The 20715-nt window shown below is 55.5% G+C and carries 21 protein-coding genes; 12 read left to right on the top strand and 9 right to left on the bottom strand.

Going from position 1 to position 20715, the window contains the following annotated elements; genetic code table 11:
- Positions 1–16 precede the first annotated feature (16 nt).
- Both B150_RS21600 and B150_RS0116440 read left to right on the top strand, forming a co-directional pair.
- Complete coding sequence (locus tag B150_RS21600; RefSeq protein ID WP_020401045.1) at positions 17–568, top strand: response regulator; 552 nt, start codon at positions 17–19, stop codon at positions 566–568.
- Complete coding sequence (locus B150_RS0116440) at positions 561–1061, top strand: Hpt domain-containing protein (protein ID WP_020401044.1); 501 nt, start codon at positions 561–563, stop codon at positions 1059–1061. The genes B150_RS21600 and B150_RS0116440 overlap by 8 nt, the downstream gene beginning before the upstream one ends.
- Before the next feature lie 78 nt (positions 1062–1139).
- On the opposite strand, the gene B150_RS0116435 is transcribed toward B150_RS0116440, so the two are convergent.
- The gene (locus B150_RS0116435; protein WP_020401043.1) at positions 1140–2615 is read right to left on the bottom strand and encodes an alkaline phosphatase family protein; all 1476 of its coding nucleotides are present in this window, start codon (positions 2613–2615) and stop codon (positions 1140–1142) included.
- 334 nt (positions 2616–2949) lie between these two features.
- Here B150_RS0116435 and B150_RS0116430 point away from each other — a divergent pair, with 334 nt between their 5' ends.
- On the top strand, positions 2950–3435 hold the full coding sequence (locus B150_RS0116430) for an energy transducer TonB (protein ID WP_020401042.1): 486 nt from the start codon (positions 2950–2952) through the stop codon (positions 3433–3435).
- Positions 3436–3486: 51 nt separating this feature from the next.
- Here B150_RS0116430 and B150_RS0116425 read toward each other — a convergent pair whose 3' ends face one another.
- The 8 genes from B150_RS0116425 to flbT form a co-directional block, all read right to left on the bottom strand.
- Positions 3487–4656 carry a vWA domain-containing protein gene (locus B150_RS0116425; RefSeq protein ID WP_020401041.1) on the bottom strand — a complete coding sequence of 390 codons (1170 nt, stop codon included), beginning with the start codon at positions 4654–4656 and terminating at the stop codon, positions 3487–3489.
- A 7-nt stretch (positions 4657–4663) separates the two neighbouring features.
- Positions 4664–5509 (bottom strand): AAA family ATPase, encoded by an 846-nt coding sequence (locus B150_RS0116420; RefSeq protein WP_020401040.1) that lies wholly within the window; start codon positions 5507–5509, stop codon positions 4664–4666.
- Between the two features lie 236 nt (positions 5510–5745).
- Entirely contained in the window at positions 5746–6162 is a 417-nt protein-coding gene (locus tag B150_RS0116415; RefSeq protein WP_020401039.1) for a flagellar protein FlaG, read from the bottom strand.
- Positions 6163–6264: 102 nt separating this feature from the next.
- Positions 6265–7092: a flagellin gene (locus B150_RS0116410; protein ID WP_020401038.1), complete on the bottom strand. Its 828-nt coding sequence runs from the start codon at positions 7090–7092 to the stop codon at positions 6265–6267.
- A 265-nt stretch (positions 7093–7357) separates the two neighbouring features.
- A complete protein-coding gene (locus tag B150_RS0116400) occupies positions 7358–8185 on the bottom strand; it encodes a flagellin (protein ID WP_020401036.1) in 828 nt (275 codons plus the stop codon).
- 232 nt (positions 8186–8417) lie between these two features.
- Entirely contained in the window at positions 8418–9245 is an 828-nt protein-coding gene (locus B150_RS0116395; protein WP_020401035.1) for a flagellin, read from the bottom strand.
- Between the two features lie 246 nt (positions 9246–9491).
- The gene (flaF, locus tag B150_RS0116390) at positions 9492–9911 is read right to left on the bottom strand and encodes a flagellar biosynthesis regulator FlaF (RefSeq protein ID WP_020401034.1); all 420 of its coding nucleotides are present in this window, start codon (positions 9909–9911) and stop codon (positions 9492–9494) included.
- Between the two features lie 24 nt (positions 9912–9935).
- Positions 9936–10358 (bottom strand): flagellar biosynthesis repressor FlbT, encoded by a 423-nt coding sequence (gene flbT, locus B150_RS0116385; protein ID WP_020401033.1) that lies wholly within the window; start codon positions 10356–10358, stop codon positions 9936–9938.
- Between the two features lie 164 nt (positions 10359–10522).
- On the opposite strand from flbT, the gene B150_RS0116380 reads away from it, so the two are divergent.
- The 9 genes from B150_RS0116380 to B150_RS21590 all read left to right on the top strand — a co-directional run bounded on the left by B150_RS0116380 (position 10523) and on the right by B150_RS21590 (position 20706).
- A complete protein-coding gene (locus B150_RS0116380; RefSeq protein WP_155860111.1) occupies positions 10523–12253 on the top strand; it encodes a tetratricopeptide repeat protein in 1731 nt (576 codons plus the stop codon).
- Positions 12253–13119, top strand: a complete 867-nt coding sequence (locus B150_RS0116375; RefSeq protein WP_020401031.1) for an N-acetylneuraminate synthase family protein — start codon at positions 12253–12255, stop codon at positions 13117–13119. Before B150_RS0116380 ends, B150_RS0116375 begins: the two co-directional genes overlap by 1 nt.
- Positions 13104–14885 (top strand): cytidylyltransferase domain-containing protein, encoded by a 1782-nt coding sequence (locus tag B150_RS22670; protein WP_020401030.1) that lies wholly within the window; start codon positions 13104–13106, stop codon positions 14883–14885. The genes B150_RS0116375 and B150_RS22670 overlap by 16 nt, the downstream gene beginning before the upstream one ends.
- A complete protein-coding gene (locus B150_RS0116365; RefSeq protein WP_020401029.1) occupies positions 14863–15777 on the top strand; it encodes a class I SAM-dependent methyltransferase in 915 nt (304 codons plus the stop codon). The genes B150_RS22670 and B150_RS0116365 overlap by 23 nt, the downstream gene beginning before the upstream one ends.
- Before the next feature lie 73 nt (positions 15778–15850).
- Positions 15851–16906 carry a radical SAM protein gene (locus B150_RS0116360; RefSeq protein WP_020401028.1) on the top strand — a complete coding sequence of 352 codons (1056 nt, stop codon included), beginning with the start codon at positions 15851–15853 and terminating at the stop codon, positions 16904–16906.
- Between the two features lie 61 nt (positions 16907–16967).
- On the top strand, positions 16968–17786 hold the full coding sequence (locus B150_RS0116355) for a transketolase (protein ID WP_020401027.1): 819 nt from the start codon (positions 16968–16970) through the stop codon (positions 17784–17786).
- Entirely contained in the window at positions 17786–18742 is a 957-nt protein-coding gene (locus tag B150_RS0116350) for a transketolase family protein (RefSeq protein WP_020401026.1), read from the top strand. Before B150_RS0116355 ends, B150_RS0116350 begins: the two co-directional genes overlap by 1 nt.
- Positions 18743–18751: 9 nt before the next feature.
- The gene (locus B150_RS0116345) at positions 18752–19492 is read left to right on the top strand and encodes an SDR family NAD(P)-dependent oxidoreductase (protein ID WP_020401025.1); all 741 of its coding nucleotides are present in this window, start codon (positions 18752–18754) and stop codon (positions 19490–19492) included.
- Positions 19492–20706 (top strand): ATP-grasp domain-containing protein, encoded by a 1215-nt coding sequence (locus B150_RS21590; protein WP_020401024.1) that lies wholly within the window; start codon positions 19492–19494, stop codon positions 20704–20706. Before B150_RS0116345 ends, B150_RS21590 begins: the two co-directional genes overlap by 1 nt.
- The last annotated feature ends 9 nt before the right edge of the window (positions 20707–20715 follow it).

The raw sequence follows: 20715 nt of genomic DNA, 5'->3' as shown, positions 1-20715 counted from the left end.
AATGTAAGGCGACTATATGACCGATTATGATTTTGACCGGGTCAATATCCTCTTGGCGGAAGACAGCCCGTTTATCCGCTCTCTGCTTGTAAATTCCCTGAAAGTTCTGGGTGTCGGCAACGTATTTGCCGTGGAGCATGGCGGCGACGCCATTCATTTCCTGCAGCGCGTGAAGAACGAGCCCATGAAAGTGGGCGTGCAGCAGATTGATATCATCATCTCCAATTGGGATATGCACCCCATCGACGGCATGATGTTCCTGCGCTGGGTGCGGCGGCACAAGGACAGCCCAGACCGCTTTGTGCCCTTTGTGATGATCACGTCCTACACCGAGCCCGAGCGTGTTTTGCAGGCGCGGGAAATGGGCGTGACGGATATGCTGGCCAAGCCGTTCACCATCAAGAATATCGGTGAGAAGCTGATCAATATCATCGAGCGACCACGCCAGTTTGTGCACACGAAAGACTTTTTCGGTCCTGATCGCAGGCGCCAGAAGCTCGAGCATGATGGCCCCGAACGCCGTGTCCTGACAGACAAAAGCGAAGGTGTGGAGATTATCCGTGGATAAGAAAAAGCCAGTCATCGTTCGCTTCTACCGGTTCAAGAACCGGCTCAAGGAAAAAACCGCAGGCCTCGCACCTGGGCAGGTCGGTATTTCGCCTGAAGCGCTGCAGGCCGCGGAGCAAGCCTTGACCAAGATGGCTGAGGATTATCCTGATTGGGTATCCGGCCTGATTGTGAAGCTTCAGGAACAGCATGGGCGCTGTGTGGATACACCCGAGAAGCGGCGCGAATGCTTTGAGGAAATTCACCGCATCGCCCACGATATGAAGGGGCAGGGCGGTACCTTCGGCTACCCGCTGATCACCGTATTCGCCGATAGCCTCTATGGCTTCACCTACCAGCGCGATGCGATCTCGGATAGTCAGGTTGAGCTGATCAAATCCCACCTTGATGCCATGCGTGCGGTCATCCGTGGCCGGGTGAGCGGTAATGGTGGCGAGATTGGCGAGAAGCTGACCCAAAGCCTGAATGACGCAATCCAGAAATACACCGACTAGTTACCGCAATAGTCCGGAATGAAAAAGGGGCCTTTCGGCCCCTTGATTTTTAGATGGTCTGGCGCTCGTCAAGCCATGCTATTTCTTGGCAGCACGTTTGCGAAGGTCGAGCGCGTTGTCCATGATATGGAAGACCACATTCTGCTCCATCGTGCCGCGCACGAAATGAGAGCGCGGGCCAATACCAAAGAGCGCAACATCTTCACCGCCGTGGGTTTCCGAACCACGTGGGATAAGGGACTGTTGCAGGAATTTCGGGTCCTGAACTTGCTCATCGGTCAACTCAGGGCGCTCGCCCGGCACGGCACCTGGGCCGTTGTGGTAGCCAAGCGTGGTGTACGGCTTATGGTCGCCTGCAAGCGCGTGCTCGCTCTCATGCACTTCGGTCACGAGGCCAAAGATCGGGTTGCCGCGTTTCGGGTAGCCGGCGATCGTGAACACATGGCTGTGGTCAGCGGTGACAAGGATGAGTGTTTCATCAAGGTCAACCATTTCCATTGCTTTGCGCACAGCTGCGGACAGGGCAACGGCGTCATTGAGCGCGTTATAGGCGCTGCCTGCATGGTGGCCGTGGTCAATACGGCCACCTTCCACCATAAGGTAGTAGCCGTTCTTGTTTTTGCTCAGCATGTTGATGGCGGTTTCCGTCATCGTGGCGAGCTCAGGTTGCTCGTCACTACGGCTGGCCGAGAACTGCATGTGTGAATTGTCGAACAGGCCGAGGAGCTTGTCTGTCTTTGAAAGGTCAACAGCGGCGAGGTCGGCTGCGTTTTCCACATAAACAGCGTTTTTGTTGTTAGCTACCCATTCCTCAGTGATGTTGCGACCGTCTTCGCGCTTGCCTTTGCCGGTGCCTGTCGGCAGGAAGTTCGCGCGGCCACCACCAAGGGCAACCTCAAGACCGTTGCCCATCATGGGGTCAAGGATTTGCTGCGCGATATCGCGGCAGCCTGCTTCCTTGGCTTCCGCTGGTACATCCTTGTCTGATTCCCAGTCACGCATGGGCGAGTGAGCGTATACCGCAGCCGGCGTCGCGTGGGTCAGGCGAGCGGTGCTGACAATGCCTGTGCTGAGGCCGATTTTCTCAGCGTAATACGCAAGCGGCGTTACGGCCGTAAAGGTATCATCTGCACAGGTTTTCTGCAGCTGGGTCGGTGGCGTGTTGATAACGCCGATGCGGGTTTTTATGCCGGTATTGAGGGCCGATGCCGTACCCGCGGAATCTGCGACCTGCGCATCTACATTATAGGTTTTCACGAGGGCGGTGTTGGGGAACTTCTCAAAGCTGAGGTAGTTTTCCTCGCCTGTTTCCCCGCGAAGCTGCCCTTCAAGAATACGGGCTGCCGTCAGCGTGGAAACGCCCATGCCGTCACCAACAAACAGAATTACGTTTTTGGCACGCTTGTTGTTGATCTTGTATGCAGCGCGCTCGGCGATGGCGTTTTCGCCGTCTTTGAGCCAGCTTTCGGTCGTGCCGATGGTATCGTCGGCGGCGGTGCCGCTGGCGCTAAGAATTGCGGCGAGGATGAAGCCGCGAATGACCCCTTTTGTCATTTATAGTCCCCTATGTGCATTAACGGTTGGTGTTGGGCGCCGTATGCGCTTTAGCTGTAGCAAGAAAACGCTTCTCAATAAAAGGTGAATTTGACGCTTTAGAGTCAGTCAGCCGAATTTGTGCAAGAGGAGTAATGGAATACGGTTCTAACCTTCGGTAAATAGCTGATAAACTTTAGACTTATCGGTTTATCGACAGAGCGCATATTTCGTTCATTTTGCCGAATAGGGGGTGAAATCCTCGCGTCTTTCACCATGTAATAAATGTCAGCGGCAAAACGTCGCGGCTAAAAACATAAACGAAACACGACACAATCTAGCGAGGAGAACTTTCATGAAATATGGATTCATCAAGTCTGCGGCAGTGGCGGCAACCTTTGGTGCATTGGCAATGGCGGCACCGGCAAATGCGGGTCAGGACGACGGCCTCAACGCATGGGCCAAATCCGCCGGTGTGGCGGTTGACGAGGTGATGGTCTACCCGACGATGGCGCTCAAGCGCGGTGAAGAAGGGATGACACGCATCCACGTCACGGTTGACCGGGACGGCAACGTTGTTGCATCCGAGAAAATGGTGAAAGCCGATAGCTGGCACATCAATGCGGCGGCAAAACGTGTACTGCAGCGCGCCGATTTCCCGGCACTTCCAGCAGCCTATCGTGGGCAGGAGCTCAGCTTTGCGCTTCAGCTCAACTATGCGATTGCAGGTTCGGCACAGGAAGCCGCGGCGCTTGAGCGTCAGGCATCGGTGACGAGCCGCGAGATTGCAAGCAACCGTGGCCCGGTGACAGCCAGCATCCAGATTTTGGATGCGGAATAGAAATATCAATGATTGGGTAGGGAAAAGGGGCCGGCTTCGGCCCCTTTTTTATTAGCGCAAAGCTTTGATCGCGTCTTCAAGGCCCGAAAGGGAGAGCGGGAACATGCGCCCTTCCATCAAGGTCTTCATCATCTGGATGGAGTGGGAATATTCCCAGTGTTTCTCGGGGATGGGGTTCAGCCACACAGCCTTCTGGTAAATGTCGGTCATGCGCCGCATCCATACTTCGCCAGATTCTTCGTTCCAATGCTCGACCGAGCCACCCGGATAGGTGATCTCATAAGGGCTCATGGACGCGTCACCGACAAAGATGATTTTATAATCATGCGGGAAGGTGTGCATCACATCCATGGTGGGTGTGGTGTCGCTCATGCGCCGCACATTGTCTTTCCATACACGCTCATAAAGGCAGTTGTGGAAATAGAAGAATTCAAGGTGCTTGAATTCGCTGCGCGCGGCGGAAAACAGTTCCTCACACACCTTGATGTGCGGGTCCATGGAACCACCAACATCAAGAAACAGCAGGATTTTTACCGCATTGTGGCGCTCTGGCACCATCTTGATATCGAGGAAGCCGTTGTGTGCAGTGGCTTTGATCGTGCCATCGAGATCAAGCTCTGTCGCTTCACCTTCGCGGGCAAACTGCCGTAGTTTCCTGAGCGCTACCTTGATGTTGCGCGTACCCAGCTCAATGGTGTCATCAAGATTTTTGTATTCCCGCTTGTCCCACACCTTGATGGCGCGGCCGTGGCGGCCCTCTTTCTGGCCGATGCGCACACCTTCAGGATTGTAGCCATAGGCGCCAAAGGGACTGGTGCCCGCGGTGCCGACCCATTTGTTGCCGCCCTGGTGGCGACCTTCCTGTTCCTCAAGGCGTTTCTTGAGGGTTTCCATGATCTCGTCCCACGAGCCCATCGCCTCAATTTTTTCCATCTCTTCCTTGGAGAGATAGAGCTCCGCCATTTTCTTCAGCCATTCCTCGGGAATATCGACCGTATCGTCGCCGATAAATTCGATGCCTTCAAAGACCTTTCCAAATACGCGGTCGAACTTGTCGAGGTTTTTTTCGTCTTTCACGAAGGCGGAGCGGGACAGGTAATAGAAGTCATCCACGCTGAAATTGGAGCAGCCGGCTTTCATCGCCTCCATCAGCATCAGGTATTCCTTGATGCTGACAGGGACGCCTCCTTCTTTGAGTTCATAGAAGAAGTTTGTGAACATGATGGGCTTAACCCGAGGTGCGGCGGTTCATGAACGCGAGGCGCTCAAAGAGATGCACATCCTGCTCGTTCTTGAGCAGCGCGCCATGCAGCGGCGGGATCAGCTTGCTTGGGTCCTTGGACTTGAGCACGTCAAGCGGCAGTTCTTCCGCCATCAGAAGCTTGAGCCAGTCCAGCAGTTCGCTGGTGGACGGTTTTTTCTTCAGGCCCGGTACTTCGCGGATATCGAAGAAGATGTTGAGCGCTTCCTTGACCAGCAGTTGCTGGATATCCGGGTAGTGCACCGCGATGATGTCTTTCATCGTGTCCTTGTCGGGGAACTTGATGAAGTGGAAGAAACAGCGGCGCAGGAAGGCGTCCGGCAGTTCTTTCTCGTTGTTCGAGGTGATGATTACGATTGGGCGGTTTTTCGCCTTGATCGTCTCGCCGGTCTCATAGACATGGAATTCCATGCGGTCGAGCTCCAGCAAGAGGTCGTTCGGGAATTCAATATCCGCCTTGTCAATCTCGTCAATCAGCAGCACCGGCGTCTCGTCGCTCTCAAACGCTTCCCACAGTTTGCCGCGCTTGATGTAGTTCTTGATATCCTTGACCTTTTCGTCGCCGAGCTGGCTGTCGCGCAGGCGGGATACGGCATCGTATTCATAAAGGCCTTGCTGCGCTTTGGTCGTGGATTTGATGTGCCATTCAATCAGCCGCATGCCAAATGCGTCAGCAACTTCCTGCGCAAGAACTGTTTTACCCGTGCCGGGCTCGCCCTTGATAAGCAGGGGGCGGCGCAGGGTTGCGGCCGCGTTGACGGCCACTTTCAGGTCTTCGGTGGCAACATATTTTTCGGTGCCGGCAAATTTCATACTCTGGGTCTCCCAACGTACTGGTAACGCGCGCTCTGGCAGCGTGTTTGTGGCGGGTATAAATCTTTGTCTCTTAGCTAGCGCTCAGGCGCTCAAAGTCCAGCGGAAAAAATGAATAGTCACTATGCTACAAACAATAAAAACCCGTTCCGCGCCTGATGGGGTAGGGCGGATACAGGATCAAATTTCACGCGCAGAGTTCGGCGCTGCGCTAATCTAAAATACGCGGCGCCAAACTAAGCTTTGTCGTCGACCGTCAGCCCCGCTACCTCGCGGTAGTAGGACAGGAATTCGAGAATGCTCTCCGGCGGAAACTGTTTAATCACTTCGCCAGATTCATTGTCGATATTCAGATAAACGAAACGTCCAGTCTCGTCATCGCGGTCAATTCGCAACCGGGTATTAGGTAGTGCCTGATCTTCGGGGATAAATTTTTCCAGTGCCTTGGCCGCCTTATCAAGGGGCGAATTTACTGGAACGTCCTCTCCGCCGAGAGTTTCAACACTTTTTACCAGTGCGGGTTCCGACCCGCTTTTCTCCGTTTGAACAGAGGATGAAAAGCGGTCGATACCAGCTGACCCGGAACTACTCGTGCGGTTGGAACGCAGGTCTACGACCTGGGCAACACCGCTTGTATTTCCAATCTCAGTCATCGGTCCACTCCGAGTGATACGCTTGTGCGTCACTTCTCATCGTCCTAGCTGCTCTTACCAATCAAGAGGATGGGTGAGCCAGTAGGCTCACCCATATACCTATTAACGGAAGAGGCCCAGTACCGTCGAAGGCGCCTGGTTGGCGATCGACAGAGCCTGGAGGCCAAGCTGCTGCTTAACTTGCAGTGCTTGCAAGCTTGCAGATTCTTTAGCCAGGTCAGCGTCAACGAGGTTACCGATACCGACTTCGATCGAGTCAGACAGCTTGTCAACGAAGCCGCGCTGCAGTTCGATACGTTTTGCGCCGGAACCGAGTTCGGAGAGGGCGTCGTTCACGTTGTTGATGGAAGCTTCAATCGCCGTAACGGCTGCAGAAGCACCAGCTGCGGTGCTGATGGTGTTGCCCGACGAAAGGGTAACTTTACCACCACCAACGGAGAGGTCTTGTGCACCGATGGAGATTTTGTTGCTGCCGTCATCGCTCGTGATCGCAACGACTGCACCACCACCGCTTTTCACAACGTTGGTGCCGTTGAACTCAGCGTTGTCCACGATCGAGGTGATCTGCGAACGAAGCTGGTTGAAGTCGTTGTTCAGGGAGTTACGGCTTGCAGTGTCAAGACCGGAGTCTTTCGCCGCAACGGCCTTCTCTTTCAGTTCGATGAGCAGGTCAGATACTGCTTCACCAGCAGCAATTGCCACGTCAACCGTGGAAGAAGCACGGTCAAGCGAGGATTTCACTGCGTTGAGGCCTGCTACGTCGCCACGCAGTTTTTGCGCGATTGCGAAGGTAGCAGCGTCGTCTTTTGCTGTGGAGACTTTCTGGCCGGTGTTGATCCGGCTTTGGACAGTCTGGAGCCCTGAACTTGTTTTATTCAGGTTTTGCAGGGCAGCAAATGCACCTGCGTTGGTGTTTACCGAAAAAGCCATTTTGCTTCTCCTTTTTGGAGTTTTTTAGTGGGCATTTTGCCCTCGGGACCTTTTGTCCCGGGTGCATAGATGCAAAAGATGGGCCATGTTTTGTTTTGGGATAATAATATTTAAATATATGATTTTAATGAATAAAATTCATTTACCACCCAAGTTGCTGCTGACTTGTGCCTGGGAAAAATTTGCCGAGTGGGTAAAAAGCGCCTGCTTTTTGAGGCTGGAGGGGAAAAAAATGCCGACCGAGCCGTAGCTCGGTCGGTATGTTTTACTGAAACAGGCTCGTAACCGCTTGCGGGGCCTGGTTCGCGATGCCGAGGGCTTGCAGACCAAGCTGTTGCTTCACCTGCAGGGACTGCAGGGTTGCAGAAGCTTTTGCCATGTCTGCATCGACAAGGTTGCCGATACCCACTTCAACCGTATCCATCAGTTTGGCCACGAACGAACGCTGAAGCTCGAGGCGGCGTGCGCCGGCACCAAGCTCAGAGAGCGAGTCATTGACGTTTGCAATCGAAGATTCGATCGCGATGACGGATGCGGAGGCGCCAGCCGCGGTGCTGATGGTGTTTGCTGCGGACAGTGTTACGATGCCACCGCCAACGGACAGGTTTTGTGCGCCGATCGAGATTTTGTTCGACGCATCGTCGTTGGTGATTGCCACAATCGCGGAACCACCGCTGCTCACGGCGTTAGTGCCGTTGAATTCAGCGTTGTCCACGATCGAGGTGATTTGCGAACGAAGTTGGGCAAAGTCGTTGTGCAGGGAATTGCGGCTTGCAGTATCAAGACCCGAATCCTTGGCGGCAACGGCTTTTTCCTTCAGTTCGATCAGCAAATCGGACACAGCTTCACCTGCTGCAATAGCAACATCAACGGTTGAAAGGGCGCGGTCGAGCGACGCAGTAGCTGCACGGAAGCCAGCCACATCAGCGCGAAGCGACTGTGCGATGGCAAATACTGCAGCGTTGTCTTTCGATGAAGCCACTTTCAGCCCCGTATTGATTTGAGTCTGTACCCTTTCCAGACCGCTTGCTGTTTTGTTCAGGTTTTGAAGCGCCGACAATGCAGAAGCGTTCGTGTTTACGGAAAAAGTCATCGTTGTCTCCTTTCTGGATTTGCATTGAGCCTTTCTGCTCTTGCGTGCGTATGCGCAATCGCTGTGCCAGAATTAGAGACTTGTTTCTAAAGGGTATTTTGCGAATGACGGAGGAGGGGCGGGGAGAGATTGCCGGGCATCTTTTGCCTGAACGAGCCGCTTTTGCCGCGTGGCTGAAATAGAAATGGGGCCCCGATGGGGCCCCAAAGTCGTTTCAGGAATATGGTACCTCTTAACGGAAGAGGGAGAGTACCGTACCCGGTGCCTGGTTGGCGATCGAAAGCGCCTGGAGGCCGAGCTGCTGTTTAACTTGCAGGGATTGCAGGTTCGCGCTCGTTTTGGCGAGGTCGGCGTCAACGAGGTTACCGACACCCACTTCGATTGCGTCAGACAGTTTGTCAACGAAGCCGCGCTGCAGTTCGATACGTTTCGCACCCGAACCAAGAGCCGACAGAGCATCGTTCACGTTAGTGATCGAAGATTCGATCGCTGCAACCGATGCGGAAGCGCCGGCAGCCGTGCTGATGGTGTTGCCCGACGACAGGGTAACGTTCGCGCCGCCTACAGAAAGGTCCTGAGAAGCGATCGAGATCTTGTTGCCGCCAGTGTCGTTGGTGATTGCGATGATCGCGGAACCGCCAGAGTTTACAGCGTTGGTGCCGTTGAACTCAGCGTTGTCCACAATCGAGGTGATCTGCGAACGGAGCTGTGCGAAGTCGTTGTTCAGCGAGTTACGGCTTGCAGTGTCAAGGCCGGTATCTTTCGCGGCAACTGCTTTTTCTTTCAGCTCGATGAGCAGGTCAGATACTGCTTCACCAGCAGCGATCGCAACGTCGATCGTGGAAGTCGCACGGTCGAGCGAGGATTTCACGGCGTTAAGACCGGAAACGTCTGCGCGGAGCTTTTGGGCAATTGCGAAGGTAGCTGCGTCGTCTTTGGCAGACGATACTTTCAGGCCCGTGTTAATCTGGGTCTGAACAGTTTTGAGCTGAGAGTTGGTGTTGTTGAGGTTTTGCAGGGCTGCAAACGCACCTGCGTTGGTGTTTACAGAAAACGCCATTTTGTTTCTCCATTCTGAGAGTCAATTGAGCCTTTTGCTCATGAAAGCATTTTGCTTTCGAAACCATAATTGCACGGGGTGTGCCAATTTCTAAAATTTTATCGAAATCAGCTTAATATATTGAAATTTATGGGGAAAATTTTTTGTGCTGAGCTGTGGCGTAGAATTTTGTCTAGGTAAAAAGTGCCGAGTGGGAAGTTTTTTCACATCCCATGGGGAATTTTTTTCCCCATGGGTGGGCAAAAATTACAGGCTTGAGTTAATGGAGCCCGGATTTGCCGGTGCAGGCGCGCTTGCGGCAGCTTTCGCCTGAAGGCGTGCCTGGTCAGCAAGGCCTTCCATGATGGTACGATTGATGTTGATAAGGTCGTCAATCGGTTCCTGCCCGCGCATCACGGCAGATGAGTGTTTTGATACCCATATAGATAAAGAGATGATACCTGCGCGCAGGTTCGGCGGCAGGGCATTGCCTTCAGCGCCACAATCTGAAGAAAGCACAGACCACATACGCCGATTCCAGTCCAGCGCCTTCGCAAGGTCGGCACCCTTGAAGTTCTTGTCCCTGGCTTCGATCAGCGAGTTGGTCACCTGTGCGAACAGGCGATACTCCACCTGGCTCGGGCTTTCAGATGACTGCTGTGCTTTTTGATACGCTTGGTATGACATACTCTCTTCTCGGTTCGGCCCTTACTAACCATTTCCCCCAAGACGTTCTTCTTCAAATGCCAACAGTTTTTTACAGTTGATCAACGCCCGGTAATAGTTTCGGTCCATGACGTCCCGGCTGATCTTCACACAGTTCTCAATCGCAGCTGGTGTCGTGATCACGCTCATGAATTCGGTCATACGAAGTACAAACTCTTCATAATATTTATCCGTTTCACCCTGATCCATATACATCAGCATAATCGGGAAGTAGATGCGCTTGGCCGGCGTATCCACATTTTCTTCCTGCATGATGTCCTTCTCGCGAAGGATCGATGCCTTGTTATGCACGATCAGCGTTGTACGCCTATCAGCATTAGCAATAACCGCGCCATTTATAACGAGCTTTTCATCCGGCTTTAGCGAAAGCTTGAGCGCCATATAGTCCTCCCTCAAAAGCCAGCTCATATGGCAACCTGCAGCCGACTTTAATTCCAAATCCTTAACATATTATAAGGATGGTGCCTGTAATTTACCAAGAGTAGGTGTTTGGCACCCCCCTTGCAAGCTTCTCTGCACCGGTGCAGACTGCTGCACGAGGGAATTTTGTTAAGCATATGGAGGCAAGGGCTGTGGCGGCACCCAGGGGCAAATCGCAAAAACCGGCATCTTTCGGTCAATCCAATGCGGACAAAATCCGGAAATCGGCTGCAGCGGCGGGTTTGTCTCTGGCTGAAGTGAAGCGCGCCCTGAATGCAGGCAAGAAACATGCGGAGCGGAATGAATGGCCGGAAGCGGTCAAGGAACTGCTGATCGCATGGGATGCTTTCCCTGAAGATCTCAATATTCTCACGGTCCTCGCGCATGCGCTGACACAGCTTGGCGTAAGAGAACATGCCATCTACGTGCTTGAGCGCGCACTGCAGCATCACAAGCCCACGCCGGATGTGTGTTCTGTCATCCAGCAACTCGCGCTTGAAATGGGCTTCAATGAGATTGCTGAGAAGCTCGGTCACCAGTTGATCGCGATGGAGCCGTCGGTCGCGAAACACTATATCAACGTCATGACCGCGCTGAACCGGCAGGATAAATACACCGAAGCTATCGATATCGCGCAGCAGGTGCTGCCCATGTTCCCGGATAGTTCCGACCTTTGGAATGTGCTCGCGTCCTCCGTGCGGTTCCGTGACGGTAATGCCGCTAGCGTGGTTTTTTATGAAGAAGCGTTGCGGCTTGATCCTGATAACTATAAGGCGCTCTCGAACCTCTCAGCTGCCCTGCAAGGCAGCGACCGCGCCGTGGAATTGACCACTCATGCGCTCAAACTGCAGCCGGAGAACCCTGAGCTCCATATCAATATGGCGCTTGAGCTGTTCCGGCGCGGAAAGCTGCTTGAAGGCTGGCACCATTACGCTTACCGGCTGGATTCTCGGCGTGCGCAGTCCCAGAACCTCACCTATACTCACAAAATACCGGAATGGGATGGCTCACCGCTCAAGGGCAAGACGCTTCTTGTGGCGGCAGAACAGGGGGTGGGCGACGAGGTCATGTTCGGCAACTATCTGCCGTTTCTCTATGACGAGGCAGAAAAGCTATATATCGGCGTTGACCCGCGTCTCGTGTCGCTGTTTCAGCGCCGTTTTCCCGACGCGATGGTCATGCCCTATATGGACCGCATGAAGGAAGGTTATCGCTACCGTATTTTCCTCGAGCTTGAGCGCGAGATGGAGGCTGGCAACCTTGAGATTGATTACGCCATCCCCATAGGCTCCGCCTCACGCTTTGCATGGAAAAATACCGAAGACGTGCTGCCGCACCCTGATGGCTTCCTGCAGCCCGACCCGGAGCGGCTTGCGGAGTTTGGCGAAAGGCTCGCGCACCTTAAGGACAAGCCGATCGTTGGCCTAGCATGGCGGACGGGTATGTCCGGCGGCGCGCGCAAACATTTCTGTGCGACGGTTGAAGATCTCGCGCCGCTCAAAGCCATCAAAGACAAGGTTCATTTTGTGAACCTGATGTATTCCGACGTGACGGAAGACCTGAAGCAGATCAAGGACCAGCACGGTATCGAGATAACGCACCTCGATGGCGTCAACCTGAAGGCGGATATTGAAGCCAATATTGCCATCATGGCGCATTGCGATGTGGTACTTTCAGCGTGTTCGGCGCCAGGCATGTTTGCGCTGTCCTCAGGTCGCCCCACCGTACTTTTCACTGAAGGTTCAGCTTGGTGGTGTTTTGGCACCAAGGACAGCATTCCCTTTGCAGCCAATGCCGAAGTCGAAAACGGCTATGAGCAGAGCACATTCCTTGAGCTTGTCGAGCGTGCGACGGCACGTGTGCAGAAGAAACTGGGTCTTTGATGAGCGCAAAGCCTTATTTTATCGCCGAAGCATCCAGTAACCACGCCCGTGACCTCGGGCGTTGCCTTGCTTTTGTTGATGCCGCGGCGGACATCGGCTGCGACGCGGTCAAATTCCAACTTTTCCGCATTGAAGAGCTTTTTGCCCCGGAAATCCTCGCCAAAAGTGAGGAGCACCGCGCGCGCAAGCAGTGGGAGCTGCCGGAGGAATTTTTGGCCCCCATCACAGAGCATTGTCGCAAGCGGGGCATAGCCTTCTCCTGCACGCCATTTTTCATGGAAGCTGTGGATATTCTTGAACCCTATGTAGATTTCTACAAAGTCGCCTCCTATGAGTTGCCTTGGACGGCGCTTATTGAGGCATGCGCGAAAACCGGTAAGCCGCTTGTGCTATCAACCGGTATGGCAACGCTGGATGAAGTAACCTCGGCCGCTGCGGCTTTCAGGGCTGCGGGTGGCGAGGAACTTACGCTCCTGCACTGTGTGTCTGGCTACCCCGCGCCGCCGGAGGCTTGCAATCTAGCGGCTATTGAGACGATCCGCGTAGCGACAGGTGTTGCCACAGGCTGGTCGGACCACTCGCGTGACCCCGCCGTGCTCGCCCGCGCTATACACCGTTTTGGTGCCAGCATGATTGAATTCCACCTCGATCTCGATGAGCAGGGGGCCGAATATAAAACCGGCCACTGCTGGCTGCCGCATGAAATCAAGCCTGTGATCGACGGTCTCAAACGCATTCAGGACGCTGACGGCAGCGGTGAAAAAGCCCCAACGACAGCAGAAATCGCCGACCGGCCATGGCGCGCAGACCCGAGCGATGGCCTCAGGCCAACCCTGGAAGTGAGGAAAACATGGCAGGGCGCGTAGTTGCCATCATCGGCGCACGGCTAAATTCCAGCCGCCTGCCCGGCAAGCAGCTTCTGCCGCTCGCAGGGATGCCGCTGATTGAGCGGCTGGTAAACCGGCTGGAACGTGTGGATGGTATCGACCACATCATGCTCGCCACCACGGCAGACGACTATAATAAGCCGCTCCGTGATTGGGCGTCGGCCTACGGCCTTGATTGCCTGTCCTATGAGGGCGATGTGAACGATCTGGTTGGCCGCGTCGACACAGCGGTGAAGCAATCGGGTGCAGACTATCTTCTCTATGTATGTGGCGACAGCCCCCTTGTGGAGCCTGAAACCATTTCCCGCCTGATCGCGGCCATGCACGCCAATCCAAGTGCGGGAACGGCGCATCTGAAGGCGAATAAGCCCGGCGGCAAGTTTGTGCATGAGGGCTTTGATATCTACGAGCGCGGTTTCTGGGATGCGATGGTCAAGGTCGCCCATGAACCGTTTGAGCGGGAACATATCGGCGCCGTTTACCACCACCTGCACAAGGTAAAGCCAAAGGCGGTTGCGTGGGCTAGGGAGCCTGCGGTTTATGAAGGGGTTGACCACCGTGTGTCGGTCGACACGCCGTCAGACTATCGCTTCATGCGTCGTATTTATGAAGATTGGTACGGGGAGCACCCGGCAGATAGCATTGTTGACCTCAAACATGTGATCAAGCGGATCGCGGCCGAGCCCGAGCTTGCCGCCATCAACAAACATGTGCACCAGAAGCGCGTGGCTGAGAAAAATCCCAGCGTCGCCATCATCACCGAAATTGCCCCGCATATCGGTCTTGGTCACCTGTCGCGTAGCTTGGTCGCCGCAGCCGCGCTGCAGGACTATTTGGGTGCAAAAGTCACGCTTTATATCAAGGGGGACGCGGTTGAGCGGGATGAGCTCGCCCTTGTGCCGCACCATTGGTATGCGGATACCGATGAAGGGACCGTGCTTAAGGGGGTCGAAGCTGACGTTGTGGTGGTTGACGTCAAGGCTCACAGCAACGCGCTTGAAGACTGGCTTGCAACGGCGGGTAAAAATCTGCTGCGCGTCGCCATTGATCCCCAAAGGATGGAAGAGGCGGCATATGACCATATCTGGCTGCCGTCATTCTATACCGCAAAAGAAACCCGCCAGCGGCTGAACGGCCGCATGAGCTATGGGTGGGATCACTATCTGATCGCCCCTGCAGCCGGCGGTGGCGCAGCTTTGGCGGAGGAGGGGAAAACGCGCCTCCTGGTACTCACCGGTGGCGGTGATGTGGCTGGTATGGGCGCTGTATGGCCCGCGCTGTTCGCGGAGAAACTTCCTGATGATGTGCACATCAACTGGGTTGTTGGGCCTTATGCGACTGATCCGGAAATCCCTGCAGAACTTGATGAGCGCCTCTCGCTGACCCACCGGCCAAACGGCATCCATGCCCTCGCGGCTGCAAGTGACGTGGTGCTGTGTGTATTCGGCGTGTCCTTCTTTGAGGCGCTGCAAACCGGCAAACCTGTCATCGTGGCCGACCCCATCGGCGCGGCATTACCCGAGGAATGGACGGCACTCAAAGGTGCACTCCCGGGCTTTGTTGCGGCTGACCCGGCGGAGGCCGTAGACCTTTTGGCGGAGTATCTGTCTGGAAACGCCACAATTGATGCGTCCTTTGACGATGTGCGCAAGGCCATCAGTCAGGGACGGGAAAAGTTTGCCTTATGTATTAATGCGTTGATTACGGAGAGGGAGGCAGCCGATGGCCGACGGGCAACAGCTTGAAGCAGGCGCGCACCACGGTCCTGTGGTGATTGAGGCGGACGGTCATCAGGTGATTGATTGCGCCGCATGCGGTTTCCGTCATATCGCCAATCTGCCGTCCGCCGCAGACCTCAAGCGCCTCTATGAGGAAGAATTCTACCAGTCCGAAAAAGACACTTATATCGTTGATGCCGGCGCGGATTACGCCTGGAAGCAGATCGAGATGCGCGAACGGCTGGACCGTGCGGCTGAAAAGCTGCCTAGCGGCTCGCGCCGGGTGCTGGATATCGGCTGTGGACCGGGTGATTTCCTCGCAGTCGCCAAGGAACTCGGCTGGGACGGTGTTGGCGTGGAGCCTTCGCCCGTGGCGGCCAAACACGCATCCTCGCGTGGCCTCAATGTCACCTGCGGCTTCTTCGGGCCCGAGAGCGCAGACCAGTTTGGCGCGTTCGACTTCATTCACATGAGCGAAGTGCTGGAGCATATCCCCAACCCGCTTGAAATCCTTGACGCAGCGGTGGGGCTGCTGAAGCCCGGTGGTGTGCTTTGTGTCTCAGTCCCCAATGATTTCAACCCTTTACAGGGTGCGGCGGTTAAAAGTGCTGGCACCAAAAGCTGGTGGGTCATGCCCAAGCATCACCTCAACTATTTCAGCTTCGCGTCGCTTGAGGCGATGTTTGAAGGCGCCGGGCTTGATGTGCTGGGCCGGTCGACCAACTTCCCGATGGAGCTGTTCCTCCTCATGGGCAAGGATTACACCAAAGATCCAACACTCGGGAAAGAGTTGCATGGCCTCAGGAAGCAGCTTGATATCAATCTGGCGGGCAATGGCCTTTATGGCAGCTTCTATGATACGCTGGCCGCATCAGGGTTTGGGCGCCTTGCCATCGTATATGGCCAGAAAAAGTCCTAAGTTGGCGTAGTTTTTGCGTTATTTTTCAGGCAGCTGTAGGCTGCTACTGCACCAACAACAGAAAGTAAGCTGAATGAAGTATATTAGCGATTTCCTGACGGCGGATGAGATCAAGAGCCTTTCGGGCTTTGTGCCTCGCACGCGGGAAGAATATCAGCGCCTCAACCAGCTTGCCTATAACCTGAAGCTGAACACAAAAATTCCGTTCACGGTTCATATTGAGCCGACGAACAACTGCAACCAGACCTGCGTGATGTGCGTACACCCGGACATGAAGCGGAGTGTGAACGCCATTGAGGAAGACGTGGCCATGAAGGCCATCAACGAATGTGCGGAATTTGGCGTATATGCCACGCACTTCTTCTTCTTTGGTGAGCCCTTCATGAACCGGAAGACGATTGATTACATCAAATACGCCAAGGAAAAGGGCATTCCACTCGTTTCCGTCACCACTAATCTCACCACGATCAAGGATAGTGAGATTGAACGACTGGTGACCGATGGGCTTGATAGCATCCATATCTCGTTTGAGGGCCGCGACCGCGAGAATTACGCGAAGATCCGCGGCACCGACAGTTATGAACGGGTGATCCGCAATCTCGACCGGCTGCTCTACTACAAGGAAAAACACGGCCGCAAGAACCCATGGGTTTCCATGACCTATGTGCGCACCAGCGAGACCGATGAAGAGATCGCCGAATATCAGGAAAAATGGCGCGACCGCGTGAACCATTTCCATATCAGTCCGCAGTTTGACTATATCGGCCGCGCTCCCATCCGCAAGGAACAGGCAGACCCGAACTCGGGCAGCATCATGGACCGGGACCAGAAAGACCGCCTGCCATGCCGCCAGCTTTGGCTACGTCTTGTAGTGCTATCGAACGGTGAACTGGTGCCCTGCAGCCAGAATATTGATGGTGAGCTTTCGGTTGGCAATATCAAGGATATGACGATTGCCGAAGCCTGGCAGAACGAAAAAATGGCGGCGCTTCGCGGGCAGCATATCACCAACAGCATTCCCAAAAGCTGTGTCTGCAGCGACTGTATTGACTGGGACTGGAGCGGCCGTGTGGACGACCGCCAGAAGCTTGGCCGAACCGATATTCAGCAATTGCTTCGCAACTCATAATACCGTTTAAAGGGGCGGGTGGCTGGGGCCACCCGATACAAGAATTCCGGGGACACATCACATGACCATCAGGAACGATCTCAACGAGAAGGCGCGCGAAATCCGCCGGGTTTCGCTTGAGGCAATCCATGCAGCACGGTCGGGCCATCCAGGCGGCAGCCTGTCGATCGCCGATATGCTGGCGGTTCTCTATTTCGATACCATGAACGTTGACCCAAGCGCGCCAGACGGGCTGGACAGGGACCGTTTTGTGCTCTCAAAGGGGCATGCGTGTCCGGCACTTTATGCGGCCCTTGCGCTTCGTGGTTATTTCCCGGTGGAGGAAGCCAAAACCTTGCGCCGGATCGACAGCATCATGGAAGGCCACCCTGATTACCGCATCCCGGGTGTCGACGCGCCGTCTGGCTCCCTTGGTATGGGGCTCAGCCAGGCGCTTGGCATGGCTTTGGGCGCGAAGCATCTCGGCAAATCCTTCCGCACCCACGTGATTGTGGGGGACGGTGACCTGCAGGAAGGCAATACCTGGGAAGCCATCATGTGCGCGGGGTTCAAGGGCATGGACAATCTTGTCGTCATTTATGACGGTAACAAGCTGCAGGGCGACGCGCCGGTTGAAACCCAGCTTTCGCTTGGCGACGTGGCCGCAAAGGTCTCGAACTTCGGCTGGCATACCATTGCGATTGACGGGCATGACACATCGGCGATCAAAGCTGCGCTCGATGAAGGCAAAACCGTTAAAGGCAAGCCTACGTTCATTGTCGCTGACACGGTCAAAGGTAAGGGTGTCTCCTTCATGGAGGGTGTCCTTTACTGGCATGGCAGCGTTACGATGAAAGATCAGGAACTGGCGGACGCCCTTAAAGAGCTGGAGTCAGCGTGATGAGCGAGCTTGGCTATTTTGAAAAGGGCAAGGAAGTCTCTGTCCGTGAGGCTTTTGGCCGCATTCTGGTGCATGAGGCCGGAGCGCGGAACGACTGGGTGCTTCTGGATGCTGACGTGGCTGGTGGCACCGGTGCCAAGCCCCTTGTCGGCGCGCACCCTGACCGCGTGATGCAGTTTGGTATTGCCGAACAGAATATGATGGCCGCAGCCGCTGGTGTGGCCGACACAGGGCTTATCCCGGTGGTGTCCACCTTTGCGGCCTTCGGCTGCATGCGCGCGCACGAACAGTTCCGCACCGCCATTGCCTACGCCGGCCGCAACGTGAAGCTCTGTTGTTCGCACAATGGTCTCGACGTCGGGCCGGACGGCGCGACTGCGCAGATGCTCGAGGATTTCGCCACCATGCGTGCGATCCCGGACGTGACAGTGATCAGCCCGGCGGACGCGAACGAATTTATGCACGCCTTCAGGGCGATCCTTGACCACAAAGGCCCGGTTTACATGCGTATTGGCCGCAGCCCGACACCAGTGGTGTATGGCGCTGACCATGACTTCAAGATCGGCAAGGCGCACCGCTTGCGCGAGGGCACGGATGTGACTGTGGTCGCGACTGGCGTAATGGTTGCTCGTGCGCTTGAAGCCGCCAAAACCTTGGAAGGTGAGGGCGTCTCGGTCCGGGTTGTCAATCTCGCGACCATCAAGCCAATTGATGTCGACGAAATGGTGGCCGCCGCGACCGAGACTGGCGGTGTTGTGACGGCCGAAGACCATAACATCATGGCCGGTATGGGCAGCGCAGTGGCGGAATGCCTTGCCGAACATGCGCCTGCACGCATGAAATTTGTTGGCGTGAAAGACCGCTTCGGCAAATCGGGCGAGCATAACGAACTGCCAGCCATGTTTGAAATTGACGCCGCGGCGATTGTCAAAGCCTGCCGCGCGCTGGTGAAATAGGGGCCATTCATGGAACTCAAGGGTAAAGTTGCACTGGTCACCGGCGGTAGTCGCGGCATCGGCAAAGCCATCGTGGAAGCCTTTGTGCGCGAGGGCGCCGATGTTTATTTTACCTATGCATCGAACAAGGACGCGGCTACGGCAACATGTGTGGAATGTGGCCTGTCGGCAGACCGTGCCTTCCAGGCGGACGTGCGTGACCGCGCGGCGCTTAAGGCCGTGTTCACGAAGATTGAGGCGGACGTCGGCAAACTCGACGTGCTCGTCAATAATGCAGGCATCAACAAGCCTGAGGACTTTGACAAGATCACCGACGAGGACTGGGATGAAATCCTTGGTGTAAACCTCAAAGGGCCGTTTGTGGTCACCCAGGAAGCGCTTGGGCTTTTGCGCGCCTCGGGCAGCGCGAGCGTGATCCATATCGGCTCGGTCTCCGGCCAGTACGGCGGGCCGCGCACGGCGCATTATGCCGCCAGCAAGGCGGGGCTTATCTCGCTCGGCCAAGTGATCGCGCGTTTTCTCGCCAAGGATGGCATCCGCAGCAATACGCTCGCGGCGGGTCTTGTGGCGTCGGAGATGGCAGCCAATGCGCTCAGTAACCCAGCGGTGAAGGCTGCGGCGGAACAGGTGGTGATGAAGCGTTTTGCGGAACCCGCAGAGGTCGCGGAAACCGCAGTGTTCCTCGCCAGTGACCGCTCAAGCTATATCACCGCACAGACCATCAACGTGAACGGCGGCCTGTATTTCTGATGAAACGGCTCCTTGTTCTTGGCGGCAGCAGGCAGGCAGCAGAAGGGCTTAAACGCCTGAAGGCGCTTGGCTTTGAGCTTGTTGTTTGCGACATGGACAAAGAAGCGCCCGGCTTCGAATTCACCACACACCGCATCCTCGCGAGTGTATATCATGCTGACCAGTGCATCCCGGCAGTGCTTGAATTTCATGCCCATACACCGATTGACGGAGTGATGTGCCTCGCCTGTGATGTGCCCCATATAGTGGCGCGGATCGCCGAAAAGCTGGGCTTACCGGGCATTCCGGTCACAAGTGCGGACCTCACGGTCAACAAGCTCTCGATGAAAGACCGTTTCACCGAGTCTGGCGTACCGGTACCGCCGTACAGGGCAATCGGCTCCCTTGACGACCTCAAGGCCGCAGCTGCGGATTGGGGGCGACTGGTTATCAAGCCAACCGACAGCCGTGGTTCCAAGGGCGTAAGCCTGATGGACGAGCAGGGTGATCTTGCATGGGCCTATGACTATGCCCTCACGAACTCGCCCGGCGGGCAGGTGATGGCGGAGAAATACCTTTCCGGCCCGCAGGTTAGTACCGAAAGCATCGTGATTGGCGGTGAGGCGATTACGCCCGCCATGTCCGACCGCTCCTATGAATTTCTTGACCGCTATGCCCCTTTCATTGTGGAAAATGGGGGTGACATGCCGTCGTCGCTGCCGGATGCAATGAAGGCTGAAATCGCTGACCTGGTCAGCAAAGGCGCGCAGGCGCTTGGGATCGACCGCGGCATCGTCAAAGGTGATATTGTGGTGCATGAGGGCAGGGCTTATATTATCGAGCTCGCCGCGCGCCTGTCGGGCGGTTATTTTTGTACCCACCAGATTCCACTCTCGACCGGCATTGACCTTGTTGAAGCGTCGGCACGGACGGCGCTGGGTGAGGCGCTTAACCCGTTGGACTGGCGGGAAAAATATCACCGACCGGTCACGACACGCTGGCTCATCCCCGAATGCGGAACCATAAAATCCTTTGCAAGCGCGACTGACGTCATGGCATCGCCCGGCGTGCTCGCTTTCGATAGCTGGTGCGAGATTGGCGATGAAATTGGCGGCGCAATGAATGCGGCGGCGTCTGTCGCCATGGTGCAGGCGACAGGCAATGATCGCCGCCAAGCCATTGAAAATGCTGAAAGAGCCCTTGACGCCTTCGCCCTTAAGGTGGACTGTGTCTGAAAAGAGAAG

The organism is Kordiimonas gwangyangensis DSM 19435 = JCM 12864 (genome assembly GCF_000375545.1).
Classification (GTDB): domain Bacteria; phylum Pseudomonadota; class Alphaproteobacteria; order Sphingomonadales; family Kordiimonadaceae; genus Kordiimonas; species Kordiimonas gwangyangensis.
The sequence above is the reverse complement of the archived record's forward strand: the minus strand, read 5'-3'. Positions and strand labels throughout refer to the sequence as shown.

Excerpts from the sequence above, each read along its gene's own strand:
- B150_RS21600 (WP_020401045.1), top strand. The coding sequence starts at position 17 with ATGACCGATTATGATTTTGACCGGGTCAATATCCTCTTGGCGGAAGAC.
- B150_RS0116435 (WP_020401043.1), bottom strand. The coding sequence starts at position 2,615 with ATGACAAAAGGGGTCATTCGCGGCTTCATCCTCGCCGCAATTCTTAGC.
- B150_RS0116430 (WP_020401042.1), top strand. The coding sequence starts at position 2,950 with ATGAAATATGGATTCATCAAGTCTGCGGCAGTGGCGGCAACCTTTGGT.
- B150_RS0116425 (WP_020401041.1), bottom strand. The coding sequence starts at position 4,656 with ATGTTCACAAACTTCTTCTATGAACTCAAAGAAGGAGGCGTCCCTGTC.
- B150_RS0116420 (WP_020401040.1), bottom strand. The coding sequence starts at position 5,509 with ATGAAATTTGCCGGCACCGAAAAATATGTTGCCACCGAAGACCTGAAA.
- B150_RS0116415 (WP_020401039.1), bottom strand. The coding sequence starts at position 6,162 with ATGACTGAGATTGGAAATACAAGCGGTGTTGCCCAGGTCGTAGACCTG.
- B150_RS0116410 (WP_020401038.1), bottom strand. The coding sequence starts at position 7,092 with ATGGCTTTTTCGGTAAACACCAACGCAGGTGCATTTGCTGCCCTGCAA.
- B150_RS0116400 (WP_020401036.1), bottom strand. The coding sequence starts at position 8,185 with ATGACTTTTTCCGTAAACACGAACGCTTCTGCATTGTCGGCGCTTCAA.
- B150_RS0116395 (WP_020401035.1), bottom strand. The coding sequence starts at position 9,245 with ATGGCGTTTTCTGTAAACACCAACGCAGGTGCGTTTGCAGCCCTGCAA.
- flaF (WP_020401034.1), bottom strand. The coding sequence starts at position 9,911 with ATGTCATACCAAGCGTATCAAAAAGCACAGCAGTCATCTGAAAGCCCG.
- flbT (WP_020401033.1), bottom strand. The coding sequence starts at position 10,358 with ATGAGCTGGCTTTTGAGGGAGGACTATATGGCGCTCAAGCTTTCGCTA.
- B150_RS0116375 (WP_020401031.1), top strand. The coding sequence starts at position 12,253 with ATGAGCGCAAAGCCTTATTTTATCGCCGAAGCATCCAGTAACCACGCC.
- B150_RS22670 (WP_020401030.1), top strand. The coding sequence starts at position 13,104 with ATGGCAGGGCGCGTAGTTGCCATCATCGGCGCACGGCTAAATTCCAGC.
- B150_RS0116365 (WP_020401029.1), top strand. The coding sequence starts at position 14,863 with ATGGCCGACGGGCAACAGCTTGAAGCAGGCGCGCACCACGGTCCTGTG.
- B150_RS0116360 (WP_020401028.1), top strand. The coding sequence starts at position 15,851 with ATGAAGTATATTAGCGATTTCCTGACGGCGGATGAGATCAAGAGCCTT.
- B150_RS0116355 (WP_020401027.1), top strand. The coding sequence starts at position 16,968 with ATGACCATCAGGAACGATCTCAACGAGAAGGCGCGCGAAATCCGCCGG.
- B150_RS0116350 (WP_020401026.1), top strand. The coding sequence starts at position 17,786 with ATGAGCGAGCTTGGCTATTTTGAAAAGGGCAAGGAAGTCTCTGTCCGT.
- B150_RS0116345 (WP_020401025.1), top strand. The coding sequence starts at position 18,752 with ATGGAACTCAAGGGTAAAGTTGCACTGGTCACCGGCGGTAGTCGCGGC.
- B150_RS21590 (WP_020401024.1), top strand. The coding sequence starts at position 19,492 with ATGAAACGGCTCCTTGTTCTTGGCGGCAGCAGGCAGGCAGCAGAAGGG.